The sequence below is a fragment of the Nocardia sp. CA-107356 genome (genome assembly GCF_050946365.1).
Classification (GTDB): Bacteria; Actinomycetota; Actinomycetes; order Mycobacteriales; family Mycobacteriaceae; genus Nocardia.
Genome location: NZ_CP191992.1, coordinates 3,790,251 through 3,811,691 on the forward strand (window position 1 = coordinate 3,790,251; position 21,441 = coordinate 3,811,691).

At 63.4% G+C, this 21,441-nt stretch carries 20 protein-coding genes and 3 pseudogenes; 13 read left to right on the forward strand and 10 right to left on the reverse strand.

Features of this window, described 5'->3' with window-relative positions; genetic code table 11:
* The first annotated feature begins 198 nt into the window (after positions 1 to 198).
* Positions 199 to 1,570 (forward strand): annotated as a pseudogene (locus ACQP1G_RS17110) (IS1380 family transposase).
* A gap of 646 nt (positions 1,571 to 2,216) precedes the next feature.
* On the opposite strand, the gene ACQP1G_RS17115 reads toward ACQP1G_RS17110, so the two are convergent.
* A complete protein-coding gene (locus tag ACQP1G_RS17115) occupies positions 2,217 to 3,893 on the reverse strand; it encodes a hypothetical protein (RefSeq protein ID WP_433204978.1) in 1,677 nt (558 codons plus the stop codon).
* Positions 3,894 to 3,912: 19 nt separating this feature from the next.
* Positions 3,913 to 4,101, reverse strand: coding sequence for a hypothetical protein (locus tag ACQP1G_RS17120; RefSeq protein ID WP_433204981.1), 189 nt, complete (start codon positions 4,099 to 4,101; stop codon positions 3,913 to 3,915).
* 362 nt (positions 4,102 to 4,463) lie between these two features.
* On the opposite strand from ACQP1G_RS17120, the pseudogene ACQP1G_RS17125 reads away from it, so the two are divergent.
* A pseudogene (locus ACQP1G_RS17125) lies at positions 4,464 to 4,805 on the forward strand (transposase); the annotation flags it as partial.
* Between the two features lie 258 nt (positions 4,806 to 5,063).
* A complete protein-coding gene (locus tag ACQP1G_RS17130; protein WP_433204984.1) occupies positions 5,064 to 5,309 on the forward strand; it encodes a hypothetical protein in 246 nt (81 codons plus the stop codon).
* 30 nt (positions 5,310 to 5,339) lie between these two features.
* Here the strand turns inward: ACQP1G_RS17130 and ACQP1G_RS17135 are convergent, their stop codons facing one another.
* The 6 genes and pseudogenes from ACQP1G_RS17135 to ACQP1G_RS17160 form a co-directional block, all read right to left on the reverse strand.
* Positions 5,340 to 5,555 (reverse strand): hypothetical protein, encoded by a 216-nt coding sequence (locus ACQP1G_RS17135; RefSeq protein ID WP_433204987.1) that lies wholly within the window; start codon positions 5,553 to 5,555, stop codon positions 5,340 to 5,342.
* Positions 5,552 to 5,734, reverse strand: coding sequence for a hypothetical protein (locus tag ACQP1G_RS17140; protein ID WP_433204990.1), 183 nt, complete (start codon positions 5,732 to 5,734; stop codon positions 5,552 to 5,554). Before ACQP1G_RS17140 ends, ACQP1G_RS17135 begins: the two co-directional genes overlap by 4 nt.
* A gap of 353 nt (positions 5,735 to 6,087) precedes the next feature.
* A pseudogene (locus ACQP1G_RS17145) lies at positions 6,088 to 6,414 on the reverse strand (DUF5131 family protein); the annotation flags it as partial.
* 147 nt (positions 6,415 to 6,561) lie between these two features.
* Positions 6,562 to 7,098 carry a hypothetical protein gene (locus ACQP1G_RS17150; RefSeq protein WP_433204993.1) on the reverse strand — a complete coding sequence of 179 codons (537 nt, stop codon included), beginning with the start codon at positions 7,096 to 7,098 and terminating at the stop codon, positions 6,562 to 6,564.
* Between the two features lie 11 nt (positions 7,099 to 7,109).
* Positions 7,110 to 7,829 carry a hypothetical protein gene (locus ACQP1G_RS17155; RefSeq protein ID WP_433204996.1) on the reverse strand — a complete coding sequence of 240 codons (720 nt, stop codon included), beginning with the start codon at positions 7,827 to 7,829 and terminating at the stop codon, positions 7,110 to 7,112.
* A gap of 620 nt (positions 7,830 to 8,449) precedes the next feature.
* Positions 8,450 to 8,914 (reverse strand): hypothetical protein, encoded by a 465-nt coding sequence (locus tag ACQP1G_RS17160; protein WP_433204999.1) that lies wholly within the window; start codon positions 8,912 to 8,914, stop codon positions 8,450 to 8,452.
* Between the two features lie 1,334 nt (positions 8,915 to 10,248).
* On the opposite strand from ACQP1G_RS17160, the gene ACQP1G_RS17165 reads away from it, so the two are divergent.
* The 10 genes from ACQP1G_RS17165 to eccB all read left to right on the forward strand — a co-directional run bounded on the left by ACQP1G_RS17165 (position 10,249) and on the right by eccB (position 17,221).
* Positions 10,249 to 10,617, forward strand: a complete 369-nt coding sequence (locus ACQP1G_RS17165) for a hypothetical protein (RefSeq protein ID WP_433205002.1) — start codon at positions 10,249 to 10,251, stop codon at positions 10,615 to 10,617.
* An 11-nt stretch (positions 10,618 to 10,628) separates the two neighbouring features.
* Entirely contained in the window at positions 10,629 to 10,925 is a 297-nt protein-coding gene (locus ACQP1G_RS17170; protein WP_433205005.1) for a YbaB/EbfC family nucleoid-associated protein, read from the forward strand.
* A 101-nt stretch (positions 10,926 to 11,026) separates the two neighbouring features.
* Positions 11,027 to 11,338, forward strand: coding sequence for a hypothetical protein (locus ACQP1G_RS17175; protein WP_433205008.1), 312 nt, complete (start codon positions 11,027 to 11,029; stop codon positions 11,336 to 11,338).
* Positions 11,335 to 12,669 (forward strand): hypothetical protein, encoded by a 1,335-nt coding sequence (locus ACQP1G_RS17180; RefSeq protein WP_433205011.1) that lies wholly within the window; start codon positions 11,335 to 11,337, stop codon positions 12,667 to 12,669. Before ACQP1G_RS17175 ends, ACQP1G_RS17180 begins: the two co-directional genes overlap by 4 nt.
* A 51-nt stretch (positions 12,670 to 12,720) precedes the next feature.
* Complete coding sequence (locus ACQP1G_RS17185) at positions 12,721 to 13,035, forward strand: PE family protein (RefSeq protein WP_433205014.1); 315 nt, start codon at positions 12,721 to 12,723, stop codon at positions 13,033 to 13,035.
* A gap of 13 nt (positions 13,036 to 13,048) precedes the next feature.
* Positions 13,049 to 14,071 carry a PPE domain-containing protein gene (locus tag ACQP1G_RS17190; protein WP_433205017.1) on the forward strand — a complete coding sequence of 341 codons (1,023 nt, stop codon included), beginning with the start codon at positions 13,049 to 13,051 and terminating at the stop codon, positions 14,069 to 14,071.
* Positions 14,068 to 14,859: an ESX secretion-associated protein EspG gene (locus ACQP1G_RS17195; RefSeq protein WP_433205020.1), complete on the forward strand. Its 792-nt coding sequence runs from the start codon at positions 14,068 to 14,070 to the stop codon at positions 14,857 to 14,859. Before ACQP1G_RS17190 ends, ACQP1G_RS17195 begins: the two co-directional genes overlap by 4 nt.
* Before the next feature lie 84 nt (positions 14,860 to 14,943).
* Positions 14,944 to 15,276, forward strand: a complete 333-nt coding sequence (locus ACQP1G_RS17200) for a WXG100 family type VII secretion target (protein WP_433205023.1) — start codon at positions 14,944 to 14,946, stop codon at positions 15,274 to 15,276.
* Between the two features lie 20 nt (positions 15,277 to 15,296).
* Positions 15,297 to 15,593 carry a WXG100 family type VII secretion target gene (locus tag ACQP1G_RS17205; RefSeq protein WP_433205026.1) on the forward strand — a complete coding sequence of 99 codons (297 nt, stop codon included), beginning with the start codon at positions 15,297 to 15,299 and terminating at the stop codon, positions 15,591 to 15,593.
* A gap of 140 nt (positions 15,594 to 15,733) precedes the next feature.
* The gene (eccB, locus tag ACQP1G_RS17210) at positions 15,734 to 17,221 is read left to right on the forward strand and encodes a type VII secretion protein EccB (protein WP_433205029.1); all 1,488 of its coding nucleotides are present in this window, start codon (positions 15,734 to 15,736) and stop codon (positions 17,219 to 17,221) included.
* Between the two features lie 478 nt (positions 17,222 to 17,699).
* Here eccB and eccE read toward each other — a convergent pair whose 3' ends face one another.
* Both eccE and eccA read right to left on the reverse strand, forming a co-directional pair.
* Positions 17,700 to 19,553: a type VII secretion protein EccE gene (gene eccE / locus ACQP1G_RS17215; RefSeq protein ID WP_433205032.1), complete on the reverse strand. Its 1,854-nt coding sequence runs from the start codon at positions 19,551 to 19,553 to the stop codon at positions 17,700 to 17,702.
* A gap of 34 nt (positions 19,554 to 19,587) precedes the next feature.
* Complete coding sequence (eccA, locus tag ACQP1G_RS17220) at positions 19,588 to 21,411, reverse strand: type VII secretion AAA-ATPase EccA (protein WP_433205035.1); 1,824 nt, start codon at positions 21,409 to 21,411, stop codon at positions 19,588 to 19,590.
* Positions 21,412 to 21,441: the final 30 nt, after the last annotated feature.

The window sequence follows — 21,441 nt, forward strand, 5'->3', positions numbered from 1 at the left end:
CCACTAAGGACGTCCGCCCGGAGGAACCACAGGGCTGAAGACTCTGGTCTGCGTGCTCGAGGCAACAATCGACCGTTCCTGTCGGCGGCTCCCACTGCCATCCTGGTGAACGAACTCACGGCATCAAGAAAGGCCGCCCGGGCGAACGCGGCATCATTTTCCCGCCCCAACAGCGGGACGCGTAGCGGACCCGAAAACCTGGTGAGGGATTCTACGTGGTATCCGCGGCTGGTCGCCGACAGGGAAGGCGCGGGCCTGCTGTCGCAGGCCGGGACGGTGCTGCTGGTGCGCACGGCGGAGACGACCGGGCTGGTGAAGGGCCTGTCGCAGGCTCTGGCGCCGTGACGGAAACCCCTCGCCGTGCATGATCCGGGGAAGACGGTGCTGGATTTGGCGATCGCGATCGCCGCGGGCGCGGATTCCGTGTCGGATCTGACGGTGCTGCGGTCCCAGCCCGGGGTGTTCGGGCCGGTGGCATCGGATCCGACGGTCTCCCGGTTGATCACCACGCTCGCCGCGGATGCGCCGAAAGTGTTGTCCGCCCCAGACGACTGCCCGTGCGGCAGCGTGGGCAGTCGTCTGGGGCAAGGCCGGTGACCGGGCTCCCGATCACGGGATCGGCACCGAACATCCGCTGATCATCGACATAGACGCCACCCTGGTCGACTCGCACAGCGAGAAGGAAAGCGCCGCGCCGACACTCAAGAAAGGCTATGGCTTTCACCCGCTGCTGGCGTTCATCGACCACGGCACCGAGGGCACCGGCGAGGCGGCCTCGTCCTGCTGCGTCCCGGCAACGCCGGCGCCAACACCGCCGCTGACCACAAGAAATCTCTGCACGACGCACTGGAGCAACTGCCGTCGCGGCCGGGCTACCGGGTCCGGAGGAAAGTGCTGGTCCGTGCCGATGCCGGCGGCGGCACCCACGAGTTCATCGGCTACTGTCACGCCCGCCGGGTGCAGTACTCGATCGGGTTCGGATTGAGCGAAACCATGGTCGCCGCACTGGATTTCCTGGCGAAGGATGTGTGGACCACGGCCTACGACGCCGACGGAAAGCGTCGTGACGGGGCCGCGGTCGCCGAGATCACCGGCCTGATCGACCTGTCGAGGTGGCCGCCGGGAATGCGGGTCATCCTCCGCCGGGAACGCCCGCACCCGGCGCCCAGCTGCGGTTCACCGACCACGACGGCAACCGGCTCACCGCGTTCGCCACCAACACCCGCCGCGTTCAGCTCGCCGACCTGGAACTACGCCACCGCCGCCGCGCCCGCTGCGAAGACCGCATCCGCGCCGCCAAAGACATTGGCCTGCGCAACTCCCCTTGCGCGGTTTCGACGCCAACCGGATCTGGCTCGCGATCGTCGCCCTCGTACTCGACCTCGTCGCCTGGCTGCAGATACTCGCCCTACACGACCACCCGGCCCGCCGATGGGAGCCGAAAACCCTTCGCCTGCAACTGTTCTCACTACCCGCCCGGATCGCCCGCCGCACCTGGCTACGACTATCCCGGACAGCACCGGCCACCGGTCTGACGCTCACCGCGCTCGACCGGCTGCAAGCCACCTGATCAGGCAAAACCCGCCCCAACAACCAACGGCAGGACCACCACCGGGCCCGTCGAACCTGGCAGTCAGCCCGCTGCACGGGCCAATCCCTCACACCGTTCTGCGGCCGACACAGCCGCCGACGGGCCGCCCAACCAGATCAGGCCGACATGTCAGCTACACGAAAAATCGAGGCTAACCTTCAAATCTTCTTCGTGACTCATTGCACTCCTTCCCCGCAGTCCGGCCCGGAATGTGCCACTGGCCGTGCGCTCAATCGGCCTTGTTGTCGATCCATTGGAGACAACCGACAAATAGGCGGGTGTACACCTGCTTCGCGCAAGCGCCGAAATACGCCGCCACAGCAACCATCAGTGCGCTCAATCCAATGTTTCATGCACAAGACCTGGAGCATTCAGCTTCGATAAAGTGCTAGGTCAGCGTGCCGGATTCTCCGTCCGGACCGGACGCACCGCCGACGCAATTCTCGAAACACGCATCCGGTGTGGATCTCGACCTGCATCAGCTCGAAGAGCGTGAGGCGGTGACCTCGTCTGGGGTCCACTCCGTTGTGGACCGCCACCGGCGCCGTTGCCGGGGAGCTGCAGTGTCGACACTCGCAACTTCAGACGATCGAATCAGCGCCCAACAGCCGCCTCCAGCCCTGGTTCAGTACGCGGGGGCATGGTCTTTGATTTGCTCTGCGATGGATGATTTTCGAAGAAACTCAACAACGACTTCGCATGCATCGTCGATGTAATTCATTGCGTTCGCCAACCGCAACCCGCGATAGAGCAGTGATGGGTCTCGATTGGTTGCGATCCACTCGGAGCAATCTGCGGCGGTCTTCCCGCGGACGAGCAGAGTCGGCCGCTCATTATCGAGCCAGTCGGCAAGCCTCGTCCAGGTCAGCAGCAACTCGTGACTGAGGTATGCCTCGCCGGCATCGATCGTCATCATCCTCGCGTCGACCAACTTGTCGAGCACTGCCAACTCCGATGCGTTACCGGCAAGGCGGCGGAGCTCGTCGTAAGAAAGCCTGCGACGTGCGTCATCGGTATCACCGTGCACTGACACCAGGCCGAGCAGAATCCGTCTCGCGATTACGCGCTCGTTCGGCTCCAATCGATCCCACATGGCGTCCGTCGAAGCATCGACGACGCCTGCGACCCCGCCGATTCTCCGGTAGCCTGCGACAGTCAATCGCGAACCCGCACGTTCTCGCCACAGTATTTTCAGGGTTCGTGACAGCATCGACAGCTCTCCCGGCTCGTGAGCAAGTCGACTCCGATCAGCGCGAGCACCGCTGATCGCGGCAAGTAGCACCTCCTCCACTCCGGCCGCAACCGGGATACCGTCGCGGTGCGCGGAATTGATGACCGCCCGCAACTCATTGGAATTCATTGGTTCGAGCAGGTACCCGCGGTGTCCGACGGCGTCGACGAGGATCGAATGATCAGTACACGCCGCTATCTGGCCCACCCGAAGAGAAATAAGTACGACTGCCCTCTCGGTGAGACGCTCCATCATTGCCAGGAAGACCTCGCGAGCATCATGGTCCAAATTTTCCGAGAAGACCCTCTCGAATTGGTCGATGATCACCAAGTGTGGTCTGGGACTACCCGCATCCTCGATGTCGGCGGTCTTACGCACGGCGATGCCGACGCATTCCACATGGTCGAGGAGATCCTTCAGCGATTCCACCGGGTTGGTGCCCAACACAACTGAGTGCGTCACCCAACTTCGTGGTTGCCGCGACTCCAAGGCTGGCACCAAACCGGCCTGAAGCAGCGAGGTCTTCCCTACTCCGGACGCGCCGGTCAACGCGACGATTCGCTTTGAACGACTCGCGGTCTCGGCCTCGAGTACTAACTGGGCCAAGTGACGAACCGCGGTCTCTCTGCCCATGAACCCTGCCGCTCCCTGCGTCGAATATGGCGCCGCCCCAGGGAAAGGGCAGGTGGCGGCCGGGACAGATGCGGTCCGAATCGCCTGCGCTTGCGCCCACAGCCGCTTCCACGTGCGAAGATTCACCAGCTCCGCTCCTGATATCTGACCGCGGCGCCGGGCCCCGTCGATGAGAACGAGGAGGACCGGAAGCAGCACCTCGAATCGTGAAGGCACATTCCTTCCGGCTTTCCAGTCACTGATCCGCTGTGCCGACACATACACCGCGCTACCAGATTTCTTGACAGTCCGGGCACGCGTGTGCGCGGCGCTGGCAAGATGTCGGAGCGGCGGACTGCCGCCGGCCACGTACAGGGCATCGAAACGAACTGCAAACTCTCGACGTGTTGTCAGGGTGCTGCCGACCCCCGTCGACAACCCAGTACCGATTCCGTCCATGTCAAAACCTTCGTCTGATTCACCAATCCGATGCCGAAAGGGCGTAAACCCCCTGTAACGCCTCCGTGAAACGGATCTCGTCACCCAACTCACGCAACTCGTCGTACAGCGGAAACTGGTGCTGCGTCACGCCACCGAAGGGTTCGGTGAACACGTCTGCAGCTTCTCGTCCGTGCACTGTCGAAGACTGTTCACACAGGATCGACATCGGTCGCTCCTTCGGTCCGCTCGAGCAACGGTCACGCTCGATACGTACTAAGCGTGGTCCTTGCCGAAGACAAAGTCAACAGGTTGACGGTAAAAATCGACAATTAGTCGATTTTTACCGGCATCCCCCAGAGCGTCCATCCCGAAGGCCTGGCAACTCGTGACGGGAAGCTGACTACCGAGCGTCGGTGGCGCCGGTGAAAGGCGGAACTGCTGGCGCGACGCCCCAAGAGAGCGAAGCTCGTCGCGAACGAGCGGCTGCGTGCAGCAGCGGCTGGGCGGTCAGGTCCGTGGGGCCGCTGGATGAATGCCGGGGCCAGGGCCGGTCACGGCGCAGTGGAAGGGACGTAACAAGCCGCGCCGGGCGATCTCGTCATCGGATCCGACAGGTCGGCGATCGGCACGCTCGTCGAGCAGAGCACATGGTTCACGATGCTGGTCCATCTGCCGCGCATGGCAGGCTTCGGTGTCGAAGCGAGGGTGAAGAACGGGCCGGCGTTGGCCGGTTATGGCGCTGAGGCCATGGGTTCGGCACTGACCGCACAGATGGCCACACTACCGGCATTGCTGCTGCTGCGTCGTTCGCTCACCTGGGACCGCGGCGAGGAACTCGCTCAACACACCCGTTTCACTGTCGACACCGGTATCGCCGTCTACTTCGCCGACCCCCACTCACCCTGGCAGCGCGGGACGAACGAGAACACCTATTGGTGCACAGTGTGATTCGTGCCGGCACGTCTTCGACGGGAGATGTTCCGGCCGGGCTGCTGGGTGACTCTGAGAACACGTGCCGCATAGGCTTCCCGTTGATCTGTCCACAGCAGCCCACGGGGCGAGAGCCCCGACGCGAAGTGACTTGATAGAAGCCTGCTGAGCCGTCAACTCGCAATAGGTCTGTCTCCTGGCTGGGGCCCTCGCCTTCGTCCCGTCATCGGTGGCTGGTAAGAGGAGACGACGATTTCGATGGTGACAGTGGTGGGGATCGACCCGGACAAGGATGTCCACATCGCGGTGGCAGTCGATGCCGCAGGCACGCCGATCTGTAAACCGCTGACGGTCAAGAACGACGCAGCGTTGATCGCCACCCTGCTGAAATGGATCCGATCGGCGGGTTGCGCTTGCGACGGCGAGGCGGCGTGCGCGACTCGGGGCGGCGATGAAGCCGGACTTCATCGAGGAACTCACGCAGAATTCGCCGTACAAGGATGAGGGGGATGCGAGGACAGTCCTGGTGGTGTTTCAATGAGTGTCGTTCTGCGAGGTGGAATCGTCCGTCTGCGGTGGCGGTTTGCTGGACGCGCTGAGGCAGAGCAGGCTGTCGACCAGCGCTCCGACACTGCGGAACCCGAAGGCGCGCGCGACGATGTGTAAGTCATGCATGGTGAGTGGCCTTGCCTTGGTCACGGGATCGGCGTAGTAGCGCTGTCGCCTTATCGGTCGATGTGGTCTGCTCACGGCGCACTCATTTCCGTCAGCAGCACGCTGGCGTCGAGAGACACCAAGCAGTCGTCTGGCGGGTGGTGACGGTGAACCAGTCGGAGCTCTTGTTCGGCCGATGCCTGGTAATCCAGCTTCAGCGCGCCGGACTCGATGTGCACTTGCAGGATGCGCCTCGGCGGGTGGACGGCTGCCATCGCGGAATCGTTGCCCCCGGTGGGATTCGCCGGTCCCCATCGTTCTCGGCCGCCAGCCGGTCGTAAGCGTCGCTGAGGTGAAGAAGCTTGTCGAGTTCGGGGATCTGGCCAATGAAGCCCGAGGTCGCTTCGACTGCCTCCCACAGCCCGGCCGCGCGGGCGACCACCTCGCCGATGGTCTCGGATCATCCCAGTCCTGCGGCGGCTCATCACGGGGTATGCGGCTGGTGTTGATGGCGAGGTTCATCGCGCACCCCTGCGGTGCCTTCCAGTTGCACCCACGCCTGCCGCGCGGCGGTGGGGGCGTGCTCCCACTCGGCGCGGATGGTGTCGATGCGGTCCAGCGTCGCATGCAGTTCACCGGGGGTGAGGTCGTGCTCGGACGCGGCTGCGGCGAGCTGGGTGGCGAGTTGCTGGACGCGGTCGAAATCCGCGTGCAGGCGCGACTCCCACGTCTGGGTGGTGGTCAGGTTGGTGATCATCGGGTACCTCCTGGGATCTGGGTTCCACAGCTGGCCGTCGAGCTCCCGGCCAGCGGCTTTCGGGGTGCGGCCACCCCACTGCTTGAAGAAGTCCGCGCTGGCGTCGGTGGCTTGGTCGCGCAGGTCGCGCACCCAGTCCGGGTCCATCGGCCGAGCCGTGGGATCGGACTTGGCGCCCGCGATGACCCAGGTCAAGGCGGGGTGTGGCGCTATTCGGTGCAGTCACCGCCGCAGCCGCAGTCGCTGCGGTCACCGGGTTCGAGGTGACCTCGGTCCACTCGATGCCGGTCGATCCGCCGCCGATTTCTCGTTGGCTCGCTGTCATCAAATTCCCGCCCATGTCACTCAGGTGTGCTCGTGTGGGATTCCACGCCATCCGCGTGGCAGTTGCGTGTGGCCGGTACGTATTTCGGTGAGCAGTGACGCGTACCCCTCGCGCGTTTCGGCCAGGTGCGACCATGCCCGATGGCACAGCTCGGTGTCGCGGGAGTGCAGCACCACCCGCCACGCTTGGGCATACGCCCACGCGATGTGGCTGATCACCTCACCCAAGGAGTGGGTGTGGCGGCGCGCGCTGCGACAGCAGGGCACGTTCAGCGCCGCCCACGTGTCGATCTCGCCGATAATCCGATCGATCTCCGCGTGCGTGCGGGCTTCGTCGAAGTCTGCGGATCGACGCGACCCGACACTATCGATCTCGGCGGCGATCAGCTCGGCGTGCAGGTCACCCAGCTCGCGCGCCCACCCGATGAGTGGCGCCCCGGCGGTGAGGTGACCACAGATCCCGGCCAGCAGGTGCTCGGGCTCGGGCAGTGGCACCCGCAGCGCCGAAGGCCAACCAGGCGACAGCTGCCCCGCTATCAGGTCCCCGCTCCGAGACATCGCCGCCGCCTTCACCACGACGCGTCGGTAGCCGACACGGCACGCAACGGCTCGGCACCCGGCGGCTGGGACCAGTGGTGCACGCGTGCGGTGTAGATGTCCACGGCGACAGGCTGTTTGGCCATCGTCCCGTAGCCGTCCATCGCGCAACCGGGCATTCGGAAATTGGCGAGGACGTCGGCGATGCTGGCTGTCGTGCTGGCGTCGGGATTGCGGTCGAGTGCGCCTTGATAGTAGCTGGGGAGTTTGTCTTCGGTCAGTAGCCCGAGGACCAATGTCGCACGGGTAGGTTCGGATAGCCGAAACACATTGGTGCCGGACCCTATCTCGCTCAGCAACAGCACCCCCACGGCCCTGACTGCGTCGAGTTCGTCCAGACACTCCTGCTGGTACGCCGACCCGTTGCCCAGTCGCTCGATAGCTCCGATCGTGAGGTTGAAATGGCCGCTCAAAATGGGCAACAGACGCGGCGCGGCGATCGCTGCCCAGTCGAACAGCGCGCAGAGTTTGTGGTAGTCCGCCGCTATCTTGCGGGATAATCCACCCAGCTCTGTGACGACATTGCGCAGCAGGTCGTATCCTTTTCGGACATCCTCGGCGTGTGTCTTCCGGGATTCCGGCCTGTCGCGCAGCCCGACCACCACATCGCGCATGCGCATCTGCTCGTCGTAGTGCTCACCGAAGATGATGTGTTGAACTGCAATGCTGATTTGGTTGACGCTTCTATCCATGATTGATCAATCCACTTGGGTTTATCCAGACAGGGCATTCACGTGCTTTGCAGACCTCGATACGATTCGGTTCTTGGGTCAGCGACGATCGTTTGGGTCGAACGAGTTTCGCACGGGAATGACGGTGGATTCCCCTCGAACAACCACGGTCGTCAATGTAATGTCAGCTCCAGGATCACGTAGCACAACCTCTGGCTATTTTGGGAATCTGAGCCTAGCGAGGCCAATCACCGGATAGAACCATCCGGTGTGGTATGTGCACTGTTTCTGCTGGTCACCGTGCGAAAATCGGTGTCCGTACAGGATGTCCGGGAGGCGATTTACAGCCACCCGCTCAAGATATGCCATATCGAACGCGAGGGTTTCGACGCCGCATTTCTTGGCGCCATTCGGCACGGTCGCGCCTGACTGATGTCCGGTTCGGACAATGAATTCACTGCACGGACCCGGCATTTTTGGGCGAGTCGATGGTTTCGGTCCTGTGCGGCCCCCGGGCTCCCACAGATCTCGGCGGGAAGTAGGGTAGGTCGCAGACGAGGTGCCAGCTGGGCTGGTCCGTTTTCACCGGCCCCCTCCGAACCAGCCGTGCCCGATTTCGGCGGCAGCTGGCTCTCCAGTGCTCATCGTGGCCTGCCTGTAGGGCGTCCGGCGTGGATGTCCTCATGGCAGGTGCGGCAGACGACGAGGGTCTTGCGGCGGCGAGCCGCCATCTGCTCGACCCAATCCGGTTGTGGTTTCCGACCTTTCGGATTGAGGTCTTTCAACGCTCTCACATAGTGGACCTCGACCTTGTGGGTGGAGTCGCATCGTTCGCAAGCCTCGGCGAGCAGGCGTTGCACCAGCTCGGACCGGCGGCTGTTCCAGATGCGTATCGGATCGTCGTCGAGGGGGCGTGGCGCGATGTCACGGGCCAGACTGATTCGGCCCCAATGTGCTTCCACTGGTGGCCGCTCGTCGTCTCGGTCTGGTGCGGCTCGCAGGCCACGACGAGGACCGCGCTCGGTGACGAGAACGGCACGGTAGCGGCGGTAGACCTGTGGGACCGTGATCGGTATTTCCGGGCCAGGGTCTTGGTCAGCGACCACTCCATACGTATTTCAACGGGCCGAGCCGGTGACGGTTGAACGCCAGCCGGTAGTACTCTGCGACGCCCCGGAACTCGGCTTGGAACTGCACGACAATACTGACATCGGTACTGACGATGCGTTCGGTCCGCCCAATTGGTTCGCTGTGATGCAGGTAGAGGCGGGCCGCCGAGGCCGCATTGGGTCCGGTCGTAGGTGACGCCGACGACGCGGTAGGCGTCCCCGGGCACCGGTGCCCGGAAGTACACACCCACACCCGAGTCGTGTTTGCGCACAGCACATCGTCGCGCGGCGGCCCGCCGTCGCTCCGATGCCACGCGCCGTCGCGCCGTGTCGGCGCCGGTTGGACAATGTCGGACAACCGATTTCGTTCGATGCGGTTGCCAAGGAGGCGCAGGTGTCTCGCTCCTGGCTCTAGAGGTGGTTCCGGAATACGCCAGAAACCTGCCGTGGGGCAACAGTTGCAGGTCGACGTGGTCTGGCCGTGACCTGAACGTTGATGTTCAGATCGGCGTGCTCGGGGTCGGTCGGGGTACGGGCTGGGTCGTCGGACTTCAGCGGTTCCGGCGCCGCAGCGATCGCGCCGGAGGCCACCGCGCACCCTTCGGCGTATTCGCGCAGATCCCGCAGCGCGTCATGCGCGCGGCGGTAGGCGGCATCGAGCGGGGGTGTCGTCCTCCCATGTCAGACGGGCCGTTGATCTCTTCGGAAAAGGCCAGATAAAACTCCGTCGGATTCTGTCCGGATATTTGAAGTATGCATGGCTGTCTGGTCGAGAACTAGACCTGCCGGAAGGTCCATTGGGACATGTACCGGTAGTGAATATACCGTCGGTGTCTGCACTGATACGGTGCGCTGGAATTCTATTCTGAAAGCGGCGCTGCGATATGATCCAATTTTCCAGGATAGATAGGGGAATCATTTTCGAATGTTAAGTGAGCATTTTTGGCTAAACGGAAGTGTTTCACTTTCGGTGGTGAATGGGCTGCAGCGTGGCTCGGGCCGGAAATCCGCTCTGTCGGGCAGTTCTGGAGCGACAAGGTCTTCTTGAGCGCGTGCCACGCCGCTGCCCGCATTGTTTGTCTCAACGCTGGAACGACTACCCGGATAAGCAGGGGGGACCGACCATGATGGTGAAGCTGACGTTCGGATCCACTCAGGCCGGCGGTATGTCCGGACCGGACGCGATTGACACCGGGTCCGCTTGGGCTGCGATCACCTCGATGACCTGCGTTGATAACGAAGAGCCGTCACTCGATACGACTCGGTATGAATAGCGCGGTCATCCATGAAGTGGTAAGTCTGTGATCACATCTGAGTTAGGGAGAAACCCAATGGTTGAGGTGGGGCCGGTACGTGCCGACTCGGACGCGGCGAAGGAATGGCCAACATTCACTGCCGTGTCGCTGACCGGCTCGATTTCGGTCTGTACTACTGAGCAGGGGCTGCCGGTTGGTATCAAGGTTGATCGGGCTGAGTTGCAACGGGACCTGCGGCAGTTGTCCGGCGAGATCCTGCGATTGTGTCAGAGGTCGGCTAATCGGGCCGGGCTAGCTCGGCGAGCGCAACTGGTCGAGGCCGGTATCAGCCCCGCGACATTGGCTATGACCGGCTTGCCGACCAAAGGGGCGGTGGCTCGTCAGGAAGTCCTCGAAGAGCAGGACTACGAAACTGAGCCGGTCAGCTGGCTCCGGTCGGTCTGAGGAGGGGCCACGTGGTCGATTCAATGGAGGAGTTGGAGGCGCAGGCGCGCCGCCAGTTGAACCGGATGCTCGACCTCGGCGATCAGATGGCCTCGATCATAGGCCGGGAGACCTCCGAGGACGGTTCGATCACCGCGGAGGTCGATGCCAACGGGGCGTTGCGGGGTCTCGAGTTCACCACCGCCGTGACGCGGCTATCGCCGGCTCAGTTCGAACAGGCACTGATCAGCACGGCAGCGGCGGCGGCGCAGGCAGCCTTCACGCGCCGAGGTGAGCTTGTCGCGGCCTTCAATGACGATATGGCGTAATAGCCAACCTTTTTCGCAGAGACCTCCGCGTATCTCATTCTGGTACAGGCAGATTCGCGATCAGCATTCAAAATAATAAGAGTAATCGGGAGGGACCCCTGATGGTCGGAAGCGTAGAAGTACACACCGGTCTGATCGCGGCCTACGGCAGCACACACGCGGCCATGGCCGCGAACGTGGCAGGTGCTGCCGGAACGAACGCAGCGGCAGCGGTCGCCTCAGCGGTACCCGTGTTCGGGCTGATCGGTCAGGACTTCCTGACCGCGTTCATCTTCGCTCTGGGCAACAACCTTTGGTCGTCGGCCGAGATCGCAGCAGTGCACGCGGGTACTGCAGCGATCTCCGCTCAGGGAGCGGCCGCCTACGAGGGTGGTGAGGCGGCATCCGCCGTCTCGTTCTCGTTCCGGAAATGATCGACAAGCCGGACCCGACGGTCATGGACGTGTTCAAAGGCAGTCCCATCGGCCAACTCTTGGACCGTCCAGTTCACGACGTATTGCGCGACCTCGGCCTCCCACAGCTGCCGCAACTACAGCCTTTTCCGGCGCTACCGCAACTTCCACCGTTACCCGCCATCGATCTGTCGGCGCTGATCAAGCCGGTCACCGATCTGCTCGCCGGTTTCGGCAGCGGCACGCTCGGTGACAGTGGCTTCGATCCCACGCAGTTGTTGTCGACGATGGTCAACACGTTGACGTCGACGGCGTCGTTGGGCGCCGAGGCGTTGACAACGGTCTCCGCGGGATGGAAGAGTCCGGCCGCTGCAAAGGCTGCGGTCAAGAACGTTCAAGTCCAGCAGGACAGCATAAAGGTCGCCGCGCAGGGGCAGCAGCAGAAGGTGATTCTGCTCGACGCAGAGCGAGTCGTCGGTGAGGGCGCCGCGGAGTTGACCGGCATCATCTTGAAGTTCATCAACGAGGTCATCCTCGGTGCGGCCTTCTTCATCACTCCGCCGGGACTGGGCGCGCTGATCGCGTTGGCGACGGAGACCCTCTCCGAAGCGATGGTCGTGGTAGCGAGGACGCGCGGTGAGCTGGTGGTGCACACCGTCGCGATGACCCAGGCGGGGATAAAGATCCCGGTCACCGGTGCACCTTTCGGTGTGGACCCGCTGACGTTGGCATCCGAAGTACTGAATGTGGTCGCTCCGCTGCTGAGCCCCGGCATCCAGGCTGCGGGCACGGTCGTATCCGCTGGTACCGAGATCGCAGGCCAGGTGGTTTCCGCCGGTACGAAGGCGGTCAGCCAGCTTGTGAGCAGTACACAGGGAACGAGTCAGCTGACCGAAGCGCACGCCAACGGGCAATCCGGAAAGACCGACGAGAAAAAGAAGTCCGGCGACACCGAAAATACGGGGCTGGCCGGTTCGAGAACCGGGTCGCTGAACACGGGTTCGACCGGATCGCCGAGCATACCTATCAGCGCGATCTCGGGAACACCGCCGAGCGCAGCGCAAGGGGCTCGGCCGAGCTTCAGCATTCCCAATGCAACGTCTACTTCGGAGTCGGAACGATCGCGCGTGGTCCAGACTTCGGCGTCATCGCCGAGCGGCACTATGCCGATGGCGGCGACGGCTGGCACCCAGCGCGCCGGAGACGCCGGAATAACCGGCGGGGATCGCACTCACCTCGTCACGGAAGCACACGGCGACGAGGTCGTGGGCCGGATCGAGGGCGTATCGATTCCGGTAGTCGGCGCGGCCGAGACGATCACCGATACGCCGGACAAAGAACTCACGCTCTGAAATATCAGGGGAGATTGGAGAATTGCCATGACTGTTCACGGAGCCAGTTCCGTGGGGGGCGCATTCGACGGGGTTCGGTTCGATCCGGTTGCGGTGCGCAGTGCCGCGACGCAATTGGATGAGCTGGCCGAGCGCCTGAATGCCGACCTACAAACGGAGCATCCGACTCTGGCCGTTCGTCCGGCCGGCGCCGACGAGGTCTCGCAGCGAGCGTCGCAGACACTGACCGGCGTGGCCGGATCCTTCCACCAGAGTGCTGCCGACGGCATCCTCGAGATGCGCAAGTTGGCCGCGGCCCTGCGTGCCCAGTGCGACAACTTCGGGCAGATGGAAGATGCCAACGTCACCGGTTTCGGCAGCCACTGACGCCGATCGGACGATGATGATGCTCGAGCCTACGAAGCCCGGCTTCACCGGAACGGTCTGGGAATCCAGGCCCCCGGAGCAGCTGGCCCGAAACCTGACCACCGGCGTGGGCGGCGCGCCCGCGGCCGAGGCCGGTCTGGCTTGGGCGCGCTTGGGTGCGAGTTTGGGCGCGGTTGCCGCCGAATACGAGCGGATCGTCTCGTCCATCGACAATGCATGGCAGTCCAAGGCCAGCCTGGGGGTGGTCGAGCGGATCCGTACGCTGCGGGATTGGCTGGCCGACACCGCGGTCTCGGCCGCCGCGAATGGCACCCAGGCCGAATCCCATGCCGCCGCGTACGAAATCGCCCGGCTGGCAATGCCCGATACGGGCGAGGTCGAGGCGATCCAGGCACTGCAGAAAGTCCTCGGACATGTTGGTGCGTCGCTCGGCGCTCCGATACTCGCCAAAGCCGCACAGCTCGACGGTGATGCCGATGTCGCGAAAGCTGTTGCAGCGCGAGTGATGCGAATCTACGAGGCGGCGACCGAATCGCTGGCGATTCCGTGGGAGCAGCAGCGCCCTCCGACGATCGCAGCCAACACCGCGCTGGAGACGGAAAGCGCAAGAGCGACCGAATCCCCTGAGCAGATGAGGCTATCGGTGCCGTCCATGCCGGTCGGTCTCGGGGGACTCTCGCCGGGGTTCGGGCCGACGCCGCTGGCACCGGTCAGTTCGGTGGCTCGCGACACAGTTCGGGCAACCACGACTGTTTCGGAAACCGCCGCGGTAGAGCCGGTTCCAGTTCAGCAAGGTTCGCAGGTGCCGCTCGGTCCCGCTGCGACAGGGCAGGGCGGTGTGGCCTCCGAAGAGGAACACTCCGTGCGCGCGGGCCTGGCGAGCGAGTCCGTGGGCGGCACAGCGGATGTTGGCATCGATACCGGATTCCGGGCTGCGCCTGCGGTCCTCGGCGGCGCGGAACAGGTAGCGCCGCGAATTCCGGTGGAGCAGAACAGACCAACTCAGCAAGTCGTATTGGAAGGAGCACCGCGATGACGACACTGACCAATGACGGATTGCTGGCGCTCGTCCACCAACTCGGTGTGCAGACCCTGCCGCTGGTGCTCTCTGTTGGGCCGCGCCAGGTTTCGTACAGGGAGTGGACCGCGGCGCAGGAGCGCGCGCTCGACGAGCTGACAGCCGATCAAGTGCTCGATCGCTACGGTGACGTGGATCCCGAGTTGCGCTCGGCGCTATGGGCGTTGGCGCTGCCGGAGCGGGAGCTGGTCGCCCGGATCTTTACCGAGGCAGGTCAGGTACGAGTGTGTCTGGTCCGGCGGGGAGGAGGGCACGTGCTTGCTGTCCGCCGGGGCGACACCTTCGATATCCGACCGATTTGGGCGGACGGGTCCGGTGACTCGCTGACTCGGCCTGTCCTGAATGTGCTGGGATCGTGCCCACCGGCGGAAGTTACGAGCTTCAGCGCTGTGGCTATCGAACTGGGCGAACGTCTCGACTCGGCGACCACGTCCGCCGAATATGCCGACGCCGTGCACAGTGTGGGCGTCGCCGAGCGCGACGCCACCGCATATGGACTGGCATTCGCATCCTGTCGTGCTTACGCCGAGGTGGTGGCATATGCCCACGCCAACGGCGTCACAGATCGGTCACCGGGAGCCGTCGTGGTGTATGACACTGCGCGCGGCCGGATAGTGGCCGCTCCTGGAGTCGCTGTAGACCAGCAGATCTGGTCCACGCTGACACCGGGCACCGATCACCGGATCACGCAAGCGATCTCGGGTCTGATCGAGTTGCTGCCCGGGGGGAGGTGGCTGTCGAAATAGGTACTCAGAACTGGCAAATTTCCGTAAAGCGTTATATCGAGCTTCCGGACAACCGGAATAAACTCTGTTGAGAAGGGTAAGAAGATGACAGCAGTATTTCAGGACAAGGCACTCGCTGAAATCGCGGCGAACAAGATGAACGGGGTCATTGAGGCGATTCGCGCTACCATAAATAAGGTGCCTCAGGCGACCGATGATTCGGCGGCGGGGTGGAAGGGTGAGGCTCGCGGGGTGTTCGAAACAGTTTCGGCCGACTGGCACAACGACAGCGTGGCGTTGAACGCCAGTCTCACCGAAATTCAAGAAGCACTCAAAAAGGGCACGGCGGTATTCGACAACATGGACGACGAAAACAAAGGAAAATTCGGGACCGCTGGACCGTCTGTCGACACGAACTACACGAACCTGAAAGTCTGAACTTCCGAGGAGAATGAACAATGAGTTTTACCTACAATCCCGCGCACATGGGTGAACTGCACAGTGTGATGCAGACCGTGTCGGGCGAGCTGACGCAGCATGAAGAAGATTTGAAGGCAAGCCTGGCGGCTCTGCGTACCGCCTGGGTCGGCGACGGTGAGGCCGGTGAGGCTTTCACTGCTGTCGCCACTGCGGTGCATAAGCACCTGCAGAAATTCGAGGAGTACCAGCACAACCATCAGAGTTCCACCAATGGGGTGCAGCAAGCGTGGCACAATGCGCACGGTGCCGACCAGGCGGTCGCCCGGTCCATCTGATCGGACCAACTTCGGTAGCTGATCGTTGTATCCCCGCGCCGCAGTGCCCCTTCCGGGATGATGGAGGGGGCACAGCGGCGCGGACGGGGTTTCATCCTTGATTTCTGTGTTCGTCCAGTGAGTAGTGCGATGGAGGATCCGTGCCAGCCCAATTGACCACTCGCGCCCAGGTCAATGGGTATCGGTTCCTGCTACGCCGATTGGACCACGCGCTGGTCCGCCGTGACGTGCGCATGTTGCACGATCCGATGCGATCGCAGATGCGCTCATTCCTCGTCAGCGCAATCCTCGGCCTGCTGGTGGTCGCCGGCGCGGCGATTCTAGCGTTCATCCGACCACAGGGCTCGATCGGTAACGCGAATATCGTGATGGGCAAGGACAGCGGCGCGCTCTACGTGGTCGTCAAAGACTCCAGTGGAACGCAAGTGCTGCATCCGGTCTTGAATCTCGCATCGGCTCGTCTGATTGCCGGGAGCAGTGAATCGCCGACCGCGGTCAAGGACAGTATGTTGAGATCGTTGCCGCGCGGGCCGATTCTGGGTATTCCCGGTGGTCCGGCCGCGCTACCCGGCTCCGTCCAGGGGGCTCGCTCCGACTGGACATTGTGTGACGCTGTGCAGCTATCGTCGACCGGCAGCGCGTTGTCCTCGTCCGGCGTGATTACGACGGTCCTATCCGGTCGCCCTGTACTGGGCGAACGAGTCCGGGCATTCGACCGCAGCAGCGCAATCTTGGTGCAGCGCAACGACAAGACCTACCTGATCTACGACGGTAAGCGAGCCGAGGTGGATACGCAGAACCAGGTGATCGCACGGTCACTGAACCTTGCGTTGCAGTCCGCTCGCTCTATCAGTCCGGGCCTGCTGGATGCTGCTCCTGAGGCTCAGAAGTTGACGCCACCGGAGATTCCGCACGCCGGCGAGCCTGGACCCGGCCGGTTGAGCACAGTGCCCGTAGGCGCCGTGATTCGCGCGGCAGTCAACGGCTCCGATAATTCGTATCTCTATGTGGTTCTGGCCGAAGGCGTGCAACGCATTTCGCCGTTCACCGCGCAGGTGATCCGAAATACCAACTCGCAGGGTATGAGCGATATCCTACCCATGGCGCCGGATGTGGTGAGTTTGGTGCCGGTGGTCACGAAGCTGCCTGTCGATCAATTTCCGTATGACATACCGAAGATCCTGGCGGCCGAGGACCAGCCGTACACCTGTCTGTCCTGGGCGAAAGCGCAGGGCACGGGGCCAGTTACGGACGGGCCTGCCGATCGCGCCTCTCTCATTATGCTGGCGGGTACTCAGTTGCCGTTGGCGGACTCCGCGAGGCCAGTGGATCTGGCTACTGCCGATGGGACCGGTGACCGAGTGGACGCCGTGTACGTGCCACCGTCGTCCGGTGAGTTCGTCCAGGTCACCGGAATTAGGGCCGGCAGCCCTCGGCGTGAAAGTCTGTTCTACGTCGCCGACAACGGAACCCGCTATGGAATACCTGACCTCGACACGGCAGACAAGCTGGGGCTGGGTAAGAACCCGAAACTGGCTCCCTGGGAGATTATCGGCCAGCTGGTCCCCGGCCCCGCACTGTCGAGGTGGGACGCGCTGGTACAGCGCGACTCGCTATCCACCCGTTGAGGTACACAGCTGCGGCTCGTTAGCAGTGGTCCTGCATACGAACCGTCCGCCAGTGAGTGGTCGAAGGTTACCAACCAGCCCGCGGGGCAAGGATAACGGAGTTATCCCGTCGGTCTGCCCCAGAACAGCTTCTGCATTTGGTCATAACTGATCACGTACACCCCCGAGACGGTCGCCCGGCGTGTACTCGACTCCGCCGAACAAGTGGAGACATCGATGAATCCAGGACGAGGCAGCCAAGATCGATGTACATCATTCGCGCGGGCGGGGTACCGGGGTGAACCACGTGAACAGTCTCGACCGTACCTTCGACGACCGTTCCGACCACAACAAGCTCGGTCTCGCCGATTGACGCTTGTTCGGTCTCCCCATCCTCCACAGTGTCCGACCGTGCAGCGGTACGTTCACGTCGGTAGTTCTCGGATGCAGTGGTGGATCGCTTGCGACTCGTGCTGCTGCCGACTTCCGGGCACATTGTTCAGGCTGAGGCGAATGCGCCGCCGATGTAATGCTGTTCGGTCGGGGTCGTGACGAGCCGAGCGATGGTCATCGCGGCCGGGGTGTGGACAGTGACCCCGTACGCCGATGAGGTGTGCTGGACGATTGTGACGTCGGCGCCAGCGCTCACTGGGAGAGGTCCGGCGAGGGCGTCGAATATGTTGACGACTGTTGCCGAGCCCGGTGGTGGGGTACTGGGAACGCCGTCGAAGACGAGAAGGGTGGCGGCGGCGTGCGGCACATCTTGTGTCATGGTCGCGTGGCGACCGGTGGATGTCCGCGCCGTCAGCGAAAGTGCATGCGGCGCGGCAACATTCTGGATCATGGTCTGCCATGCCCATGGTCGCGACGTGTGCACCACAGCGTTCGCGCCGAGGGCGATCGCTCGCAGGATCACTTGTTGGGCAAGATGCAGACTGCCGACGATGTCGATGCGCCGTGTCCCGTCACCGACGAGTGGCACGGCGATACCACTGCCCGTATCGTCCGCGCCGATGAGTTGTCCACAGCCGGCCGTCGGCACATTGATGCCGGTCAGCGCGGCGAGGGGACCGTGGTAGCCGGTTGTCTGCACATCGCGAGTGCTGATCGGGAGACTATCCAGCAATGCCCACAGTTGCCGACCGGGAATGGCCCGGAGCCCTGCCGCAGGAGGGGAGTCCGGCGCTACGGTGGTGTCGTATCGGACGAGCGCATCCAGTTCAATGGGAGTCTGCGCGTTTCTGCGCCTCGTGTCGCCGATCGCTGACCGGAGTCGTATGGTCACCGTGGTGGCCATACTGGGTGCGGCCCAGACTCGTGCGAACCCATCGCCGTTGATCAGTTCGGTGCCGATCCGGTATGACGTCAGGTGAATATCGTTGTGCTGTAGCGAATGTGGCGTCTCGTTGAACTGATCGATCGGTATGCCGCGGGTCAGTTCACGCACCGCGCCGGTCATTTCAGCGGCGGTGAGAACTGATGCCGTGATTCCGCGCGCTGCGAGCCGGTTCGCAACCCGGCGAGTAGCGATGATCGCCGTGCGCAACGCGCCCTGTGAGCCGCCGCCCCGATTGTCGACCGCTTCGGCGTTGCCCAGCGGATCCAATCGCAGCACGATCCACACCGTGCGGTGGGCAATCGCGGGGAGTGGGCCGAGGATCTCGTCGTACATGCGGGCCAACGGCGCGACGCTGGCCGCGTACCCGGACAGTACCGCCTCGTTGCTGCAAGTCCGGGTGCCCGTACTGATTACATCGACCGAGTCCAGCGCTATATCGAATTGATGTAGGCAGCGGGCGATATCGGTTAGCGGGACGACCTGGTCAGTGCTGAGCGATCCGCGGCGCAGCATGGTCAGTGTGTCCGGCGGCGGGTCGATGCGCAGCATCGTTGTCAGGCGGGTGCCGTCCCAGCGCAGGCCACAGTTTCCGCCCTCGGGAAGCAGCAGGTCGAAGGTGGACTCCTGCTCGATGCCCTGACTACTACCGGTCCGCCAGCGGAAGGCGATCGAGTTGGCCAGGTGGGTGCCGATGGCCATTCCGTGAATTGGGGTGAGGCCGATCAACGCGATAGGAGCGCCGACGGCCAGGCAAGCCCACCAAGGAGTGTGCACGGCGGCGGGGATCAGCGACCCGATGACTGCCAGTACGGCAACAGGGAATACCAGCCGCAATGGGAACGTGCGGAACAGCCACAGATCCTCGGAACGTAGTTCGGCACCGTGGGGTGGCTCTGCCCGATGCCGGTCGCTGAATCCGCGGGACGGTCCGGGTTCCCGTGGAGGCGAGGTGGTCTTGGCGGTCGCGGATCGCACCGGTACCGTGCGTTCCACCGAAGGGTTCTGGTTGTTCACAGTGCTGTTTCCACTCCGTCTTGTGTGAACTGAATCAGGAAAGGCCGAGGGTGGCGAGGAGCCCGGCGAGAGCGGTGCGCATGTCGGAAGCGTCGATGCGCATCAGCACCGATTCATCGATCATGCTCAAGTCCAGGGATTCATCGTTTGCCAGCCGGAATTCGCGTTCCTCCTCGGCGGCCTCGATGACGTTGCGGATGAATCGACCGTTACCAGCCAGGTCGACACCACGCCGAGGCTGACCGCTCTGATCGGTGCTCTCGACGTCATACATCTTGGTGCAGGCGTCGACGAGCAACTCCAGTGCTGCCTCCGACAGATCCGAATCCCGCTTGTGCGCGATCACCTGGCCGATCTGGCCCAGTTCCTCGGGTGTGTAGGACGGGAACTGCAGTCGCTTGGAGAACCGCGAAGCCAGACCGTCGTTGGCGGCCAAGAACCGGTCGATCTCACCGTCGTAGCCGGCGATGATCACGACCAGTCGATCGCGGTCGTTCTCCATGCGAGCCAGCAACGTGTCCACCGCTTCCCTGCCGAACGCATCACCGCCCGACAAGCCGGTTTGGATGAGTGTGTACGCCTCGTCGATGAACAGCACGCCGTCCATGGCCGTGTCGATCAGCTTCTCGGTCTTGATCGCGGTGCCACCCAGGTTCTGGCTCACGAAGTCGACGCGCTTGGCCTCGACGACCTTGTCGGTCTTCAAGAGGCCGACGCCGCAGTAGATCTTGGCGACAACGCGAGCGATGGTGGTCTTACCGGTACCGGGCGGGCCGGTGAACGCCAGGTGCTGGCCGCGCGGCGCACTGGCGAGCCCCTTCTCGGCCCGGATCTTGGCGAGCTGGGCGGTCGACCGTAGCTTCGCGACCTGAGTCTTCACCGAGGTCAGGCCGATCTGATTCGCTAGTTCGGCGCGCGCCTCGGTGAGGATCTTCTTGGCGCGATCTTCGTGCTCAGCTTGCTGGGCTTCTTGCATCGAAGGTGCGGATGCCGGATCCCAACGGTCGGTGCGAGCATCAATGGATTCCTTGTTGGTGATCGTGATCCGATAGGTCCGGTCACGCATCGCGGCCGTGTTGGGTTCGAAATCCGGCGCCTGGGAGTACACCTTCTCGAACAGGGCCTGGGCTTCCTCGGCATTGCCGGTCTCGCGCAGGCACAGGCCGCGGCAGAACATGGCGGTGGTCCGGGCGGCCGGGATGGGGCCTGCCTCGGCCTGCTCCATCCGCCGGAGTGCCTCTCCGAATATTCCCAGCTGTGCGCAGGCAGAGCCGACCATCACGTGGGCCCCCGCGGCCAGGTACGGATCGTCCCAGTCGGCAGAGCCGGTGAGCACTGTCATCACGTCGGGCCAGCGTTGTGTCGTGTAATGCAGCACGCCGCGGATGTAGGCGCAGATGCGATCATCGCTGTGCTTGTCCGGATCGGACGTCTGGGCGCGACGATGGGCTTCGAGCTCGTCAAGGATTCGCTCTGCCTCGTCGTACTGCTTGTCGGAGATCATTTGTGCGGCGTATGCCAGCCAGATTTCGGCGAAGCTCGCAAGGGGGTAGTCGATGTACAACCCCGGCAGGAACCGGCCGGCCAGTTGGCGCGGCGGCAGACCCAGCCTCCGCTGCTCTCGGTACAGACTGGTGGGGCTGGTTTTGTAGAGGTTGTGCAACACGTCCTGGGTGACCTCACCGGCGGCAGCCCGGCCGAGCCAGGCGTCGCACATGGTCGGATCCCATTCCGTAGCGCGCTGGAACGCCAGCTTTGCGTACTCGAGATCGTGGGCCGATTCTTGCCCCTCGATGCTCAGTCCAAGCGACAGCACTCCCGCATCGAATGCGCGCTGCGCCTGGCGGTTGTTGGTCATGCGAGTCGAACCCCCCGAAATCGTCGAATG

Coding starts and splice junctions, on each gene's coding strand:
- ACQP1G_RS17115 (WP_433204978.1), bottom strand. CDS start 3,893: ATGGACGGAATCGGTACTGGGTTGTCGACGGGGGTCGGCAGCACCCTG.
- ACQP1G_RS17120 (WP_433204981.1), bottom strand. CDS start 4,101: ATGTCGATCCTGTGTGAACAGTCTTCGACAGTGCACGGACGAGAAGCT.
- ACQP1G_RS17130 (WP_433204984.1), top strand. CDS start 5,064: ATGGTGACAGTGGTGGGGATCGACCCGGACAAGGATGTCCACATCGCG.
- ACQP1G_RS17140 (WP_433204990.1), bottom strand. CDS start 5,734: ATGGCAGCCGTCCACCCGCCGAGGCGCATCCTGCAAGTGCACATCGAG.
- ACQP1G_RS17150 (WP_433204993.1), bottom strand. CDS start 7,098: ATGTCTCGGAGCGGGGACCTGATAGCGGGGCAGCTGTCGCCTGGTTGG.
- ACQP1G_RS17155 (WP_433204996.1), bottom strand. CDS start 7,829: ATGGATAGAAGCGTCAACCAAATCAGCATTGCAGTTCAACACATCATC.
- ACQP1G_RS17165 (WP_433205002.1), top strand. CDS start 10,249: ATGGTTGAGGTGGGGCCGGTACGTGCCGACTCGGACGCGGCGAAGGAA.
- ACQP1G_RS17175 (WP_433205008.1), top strand. CDS start 11,027: ATGGTCGGAAGCGTAGAAGTACACACCGGTCTGATCGCGGCCTACGGC.
- ACQP1G_RS17180 (WP_433205011.1), top strand. CDS start 11,335: ATGATCGACAAGCCGGACCCGACGGTCATGGACGTGTTCAAAGGCAGT.
- ACQP1G_RS17190 (WP_433205017.1), top strand. CDS start 13,049: ATGATGATGCTCGAGCCTACGAAGCCCGGCTTCACCGGAACGGTCTGG.
- ACQP1G_RS17195 (WP_433205020.1), top strand. CDS start 14,068: ATGACGACACTGACCAATGACGGATTGCTGGCGCTCGTCCACCAACTC.
- ACQP1G_RS17200 (WP_433205023.1), top strand. CDS start 14,944: ATGACAGCAGTATTTCAGGACAAGGCACTCGCTGAAATCGCGGCGAAC.
- ACQP1G_RS17205 (WP_433205026.1), top strand. CDS start 15,297: ATGAGTTTTACCTACAATCCCGCGCACATGGGTGAACTGCACAGTGTG.
- eccA (WP_433205035.1), bottom strand. CDS start 21,411: ATGACCAACAACCGCCAGGCGCAGCGCGCATTCGATGCGGGAGTGCTG.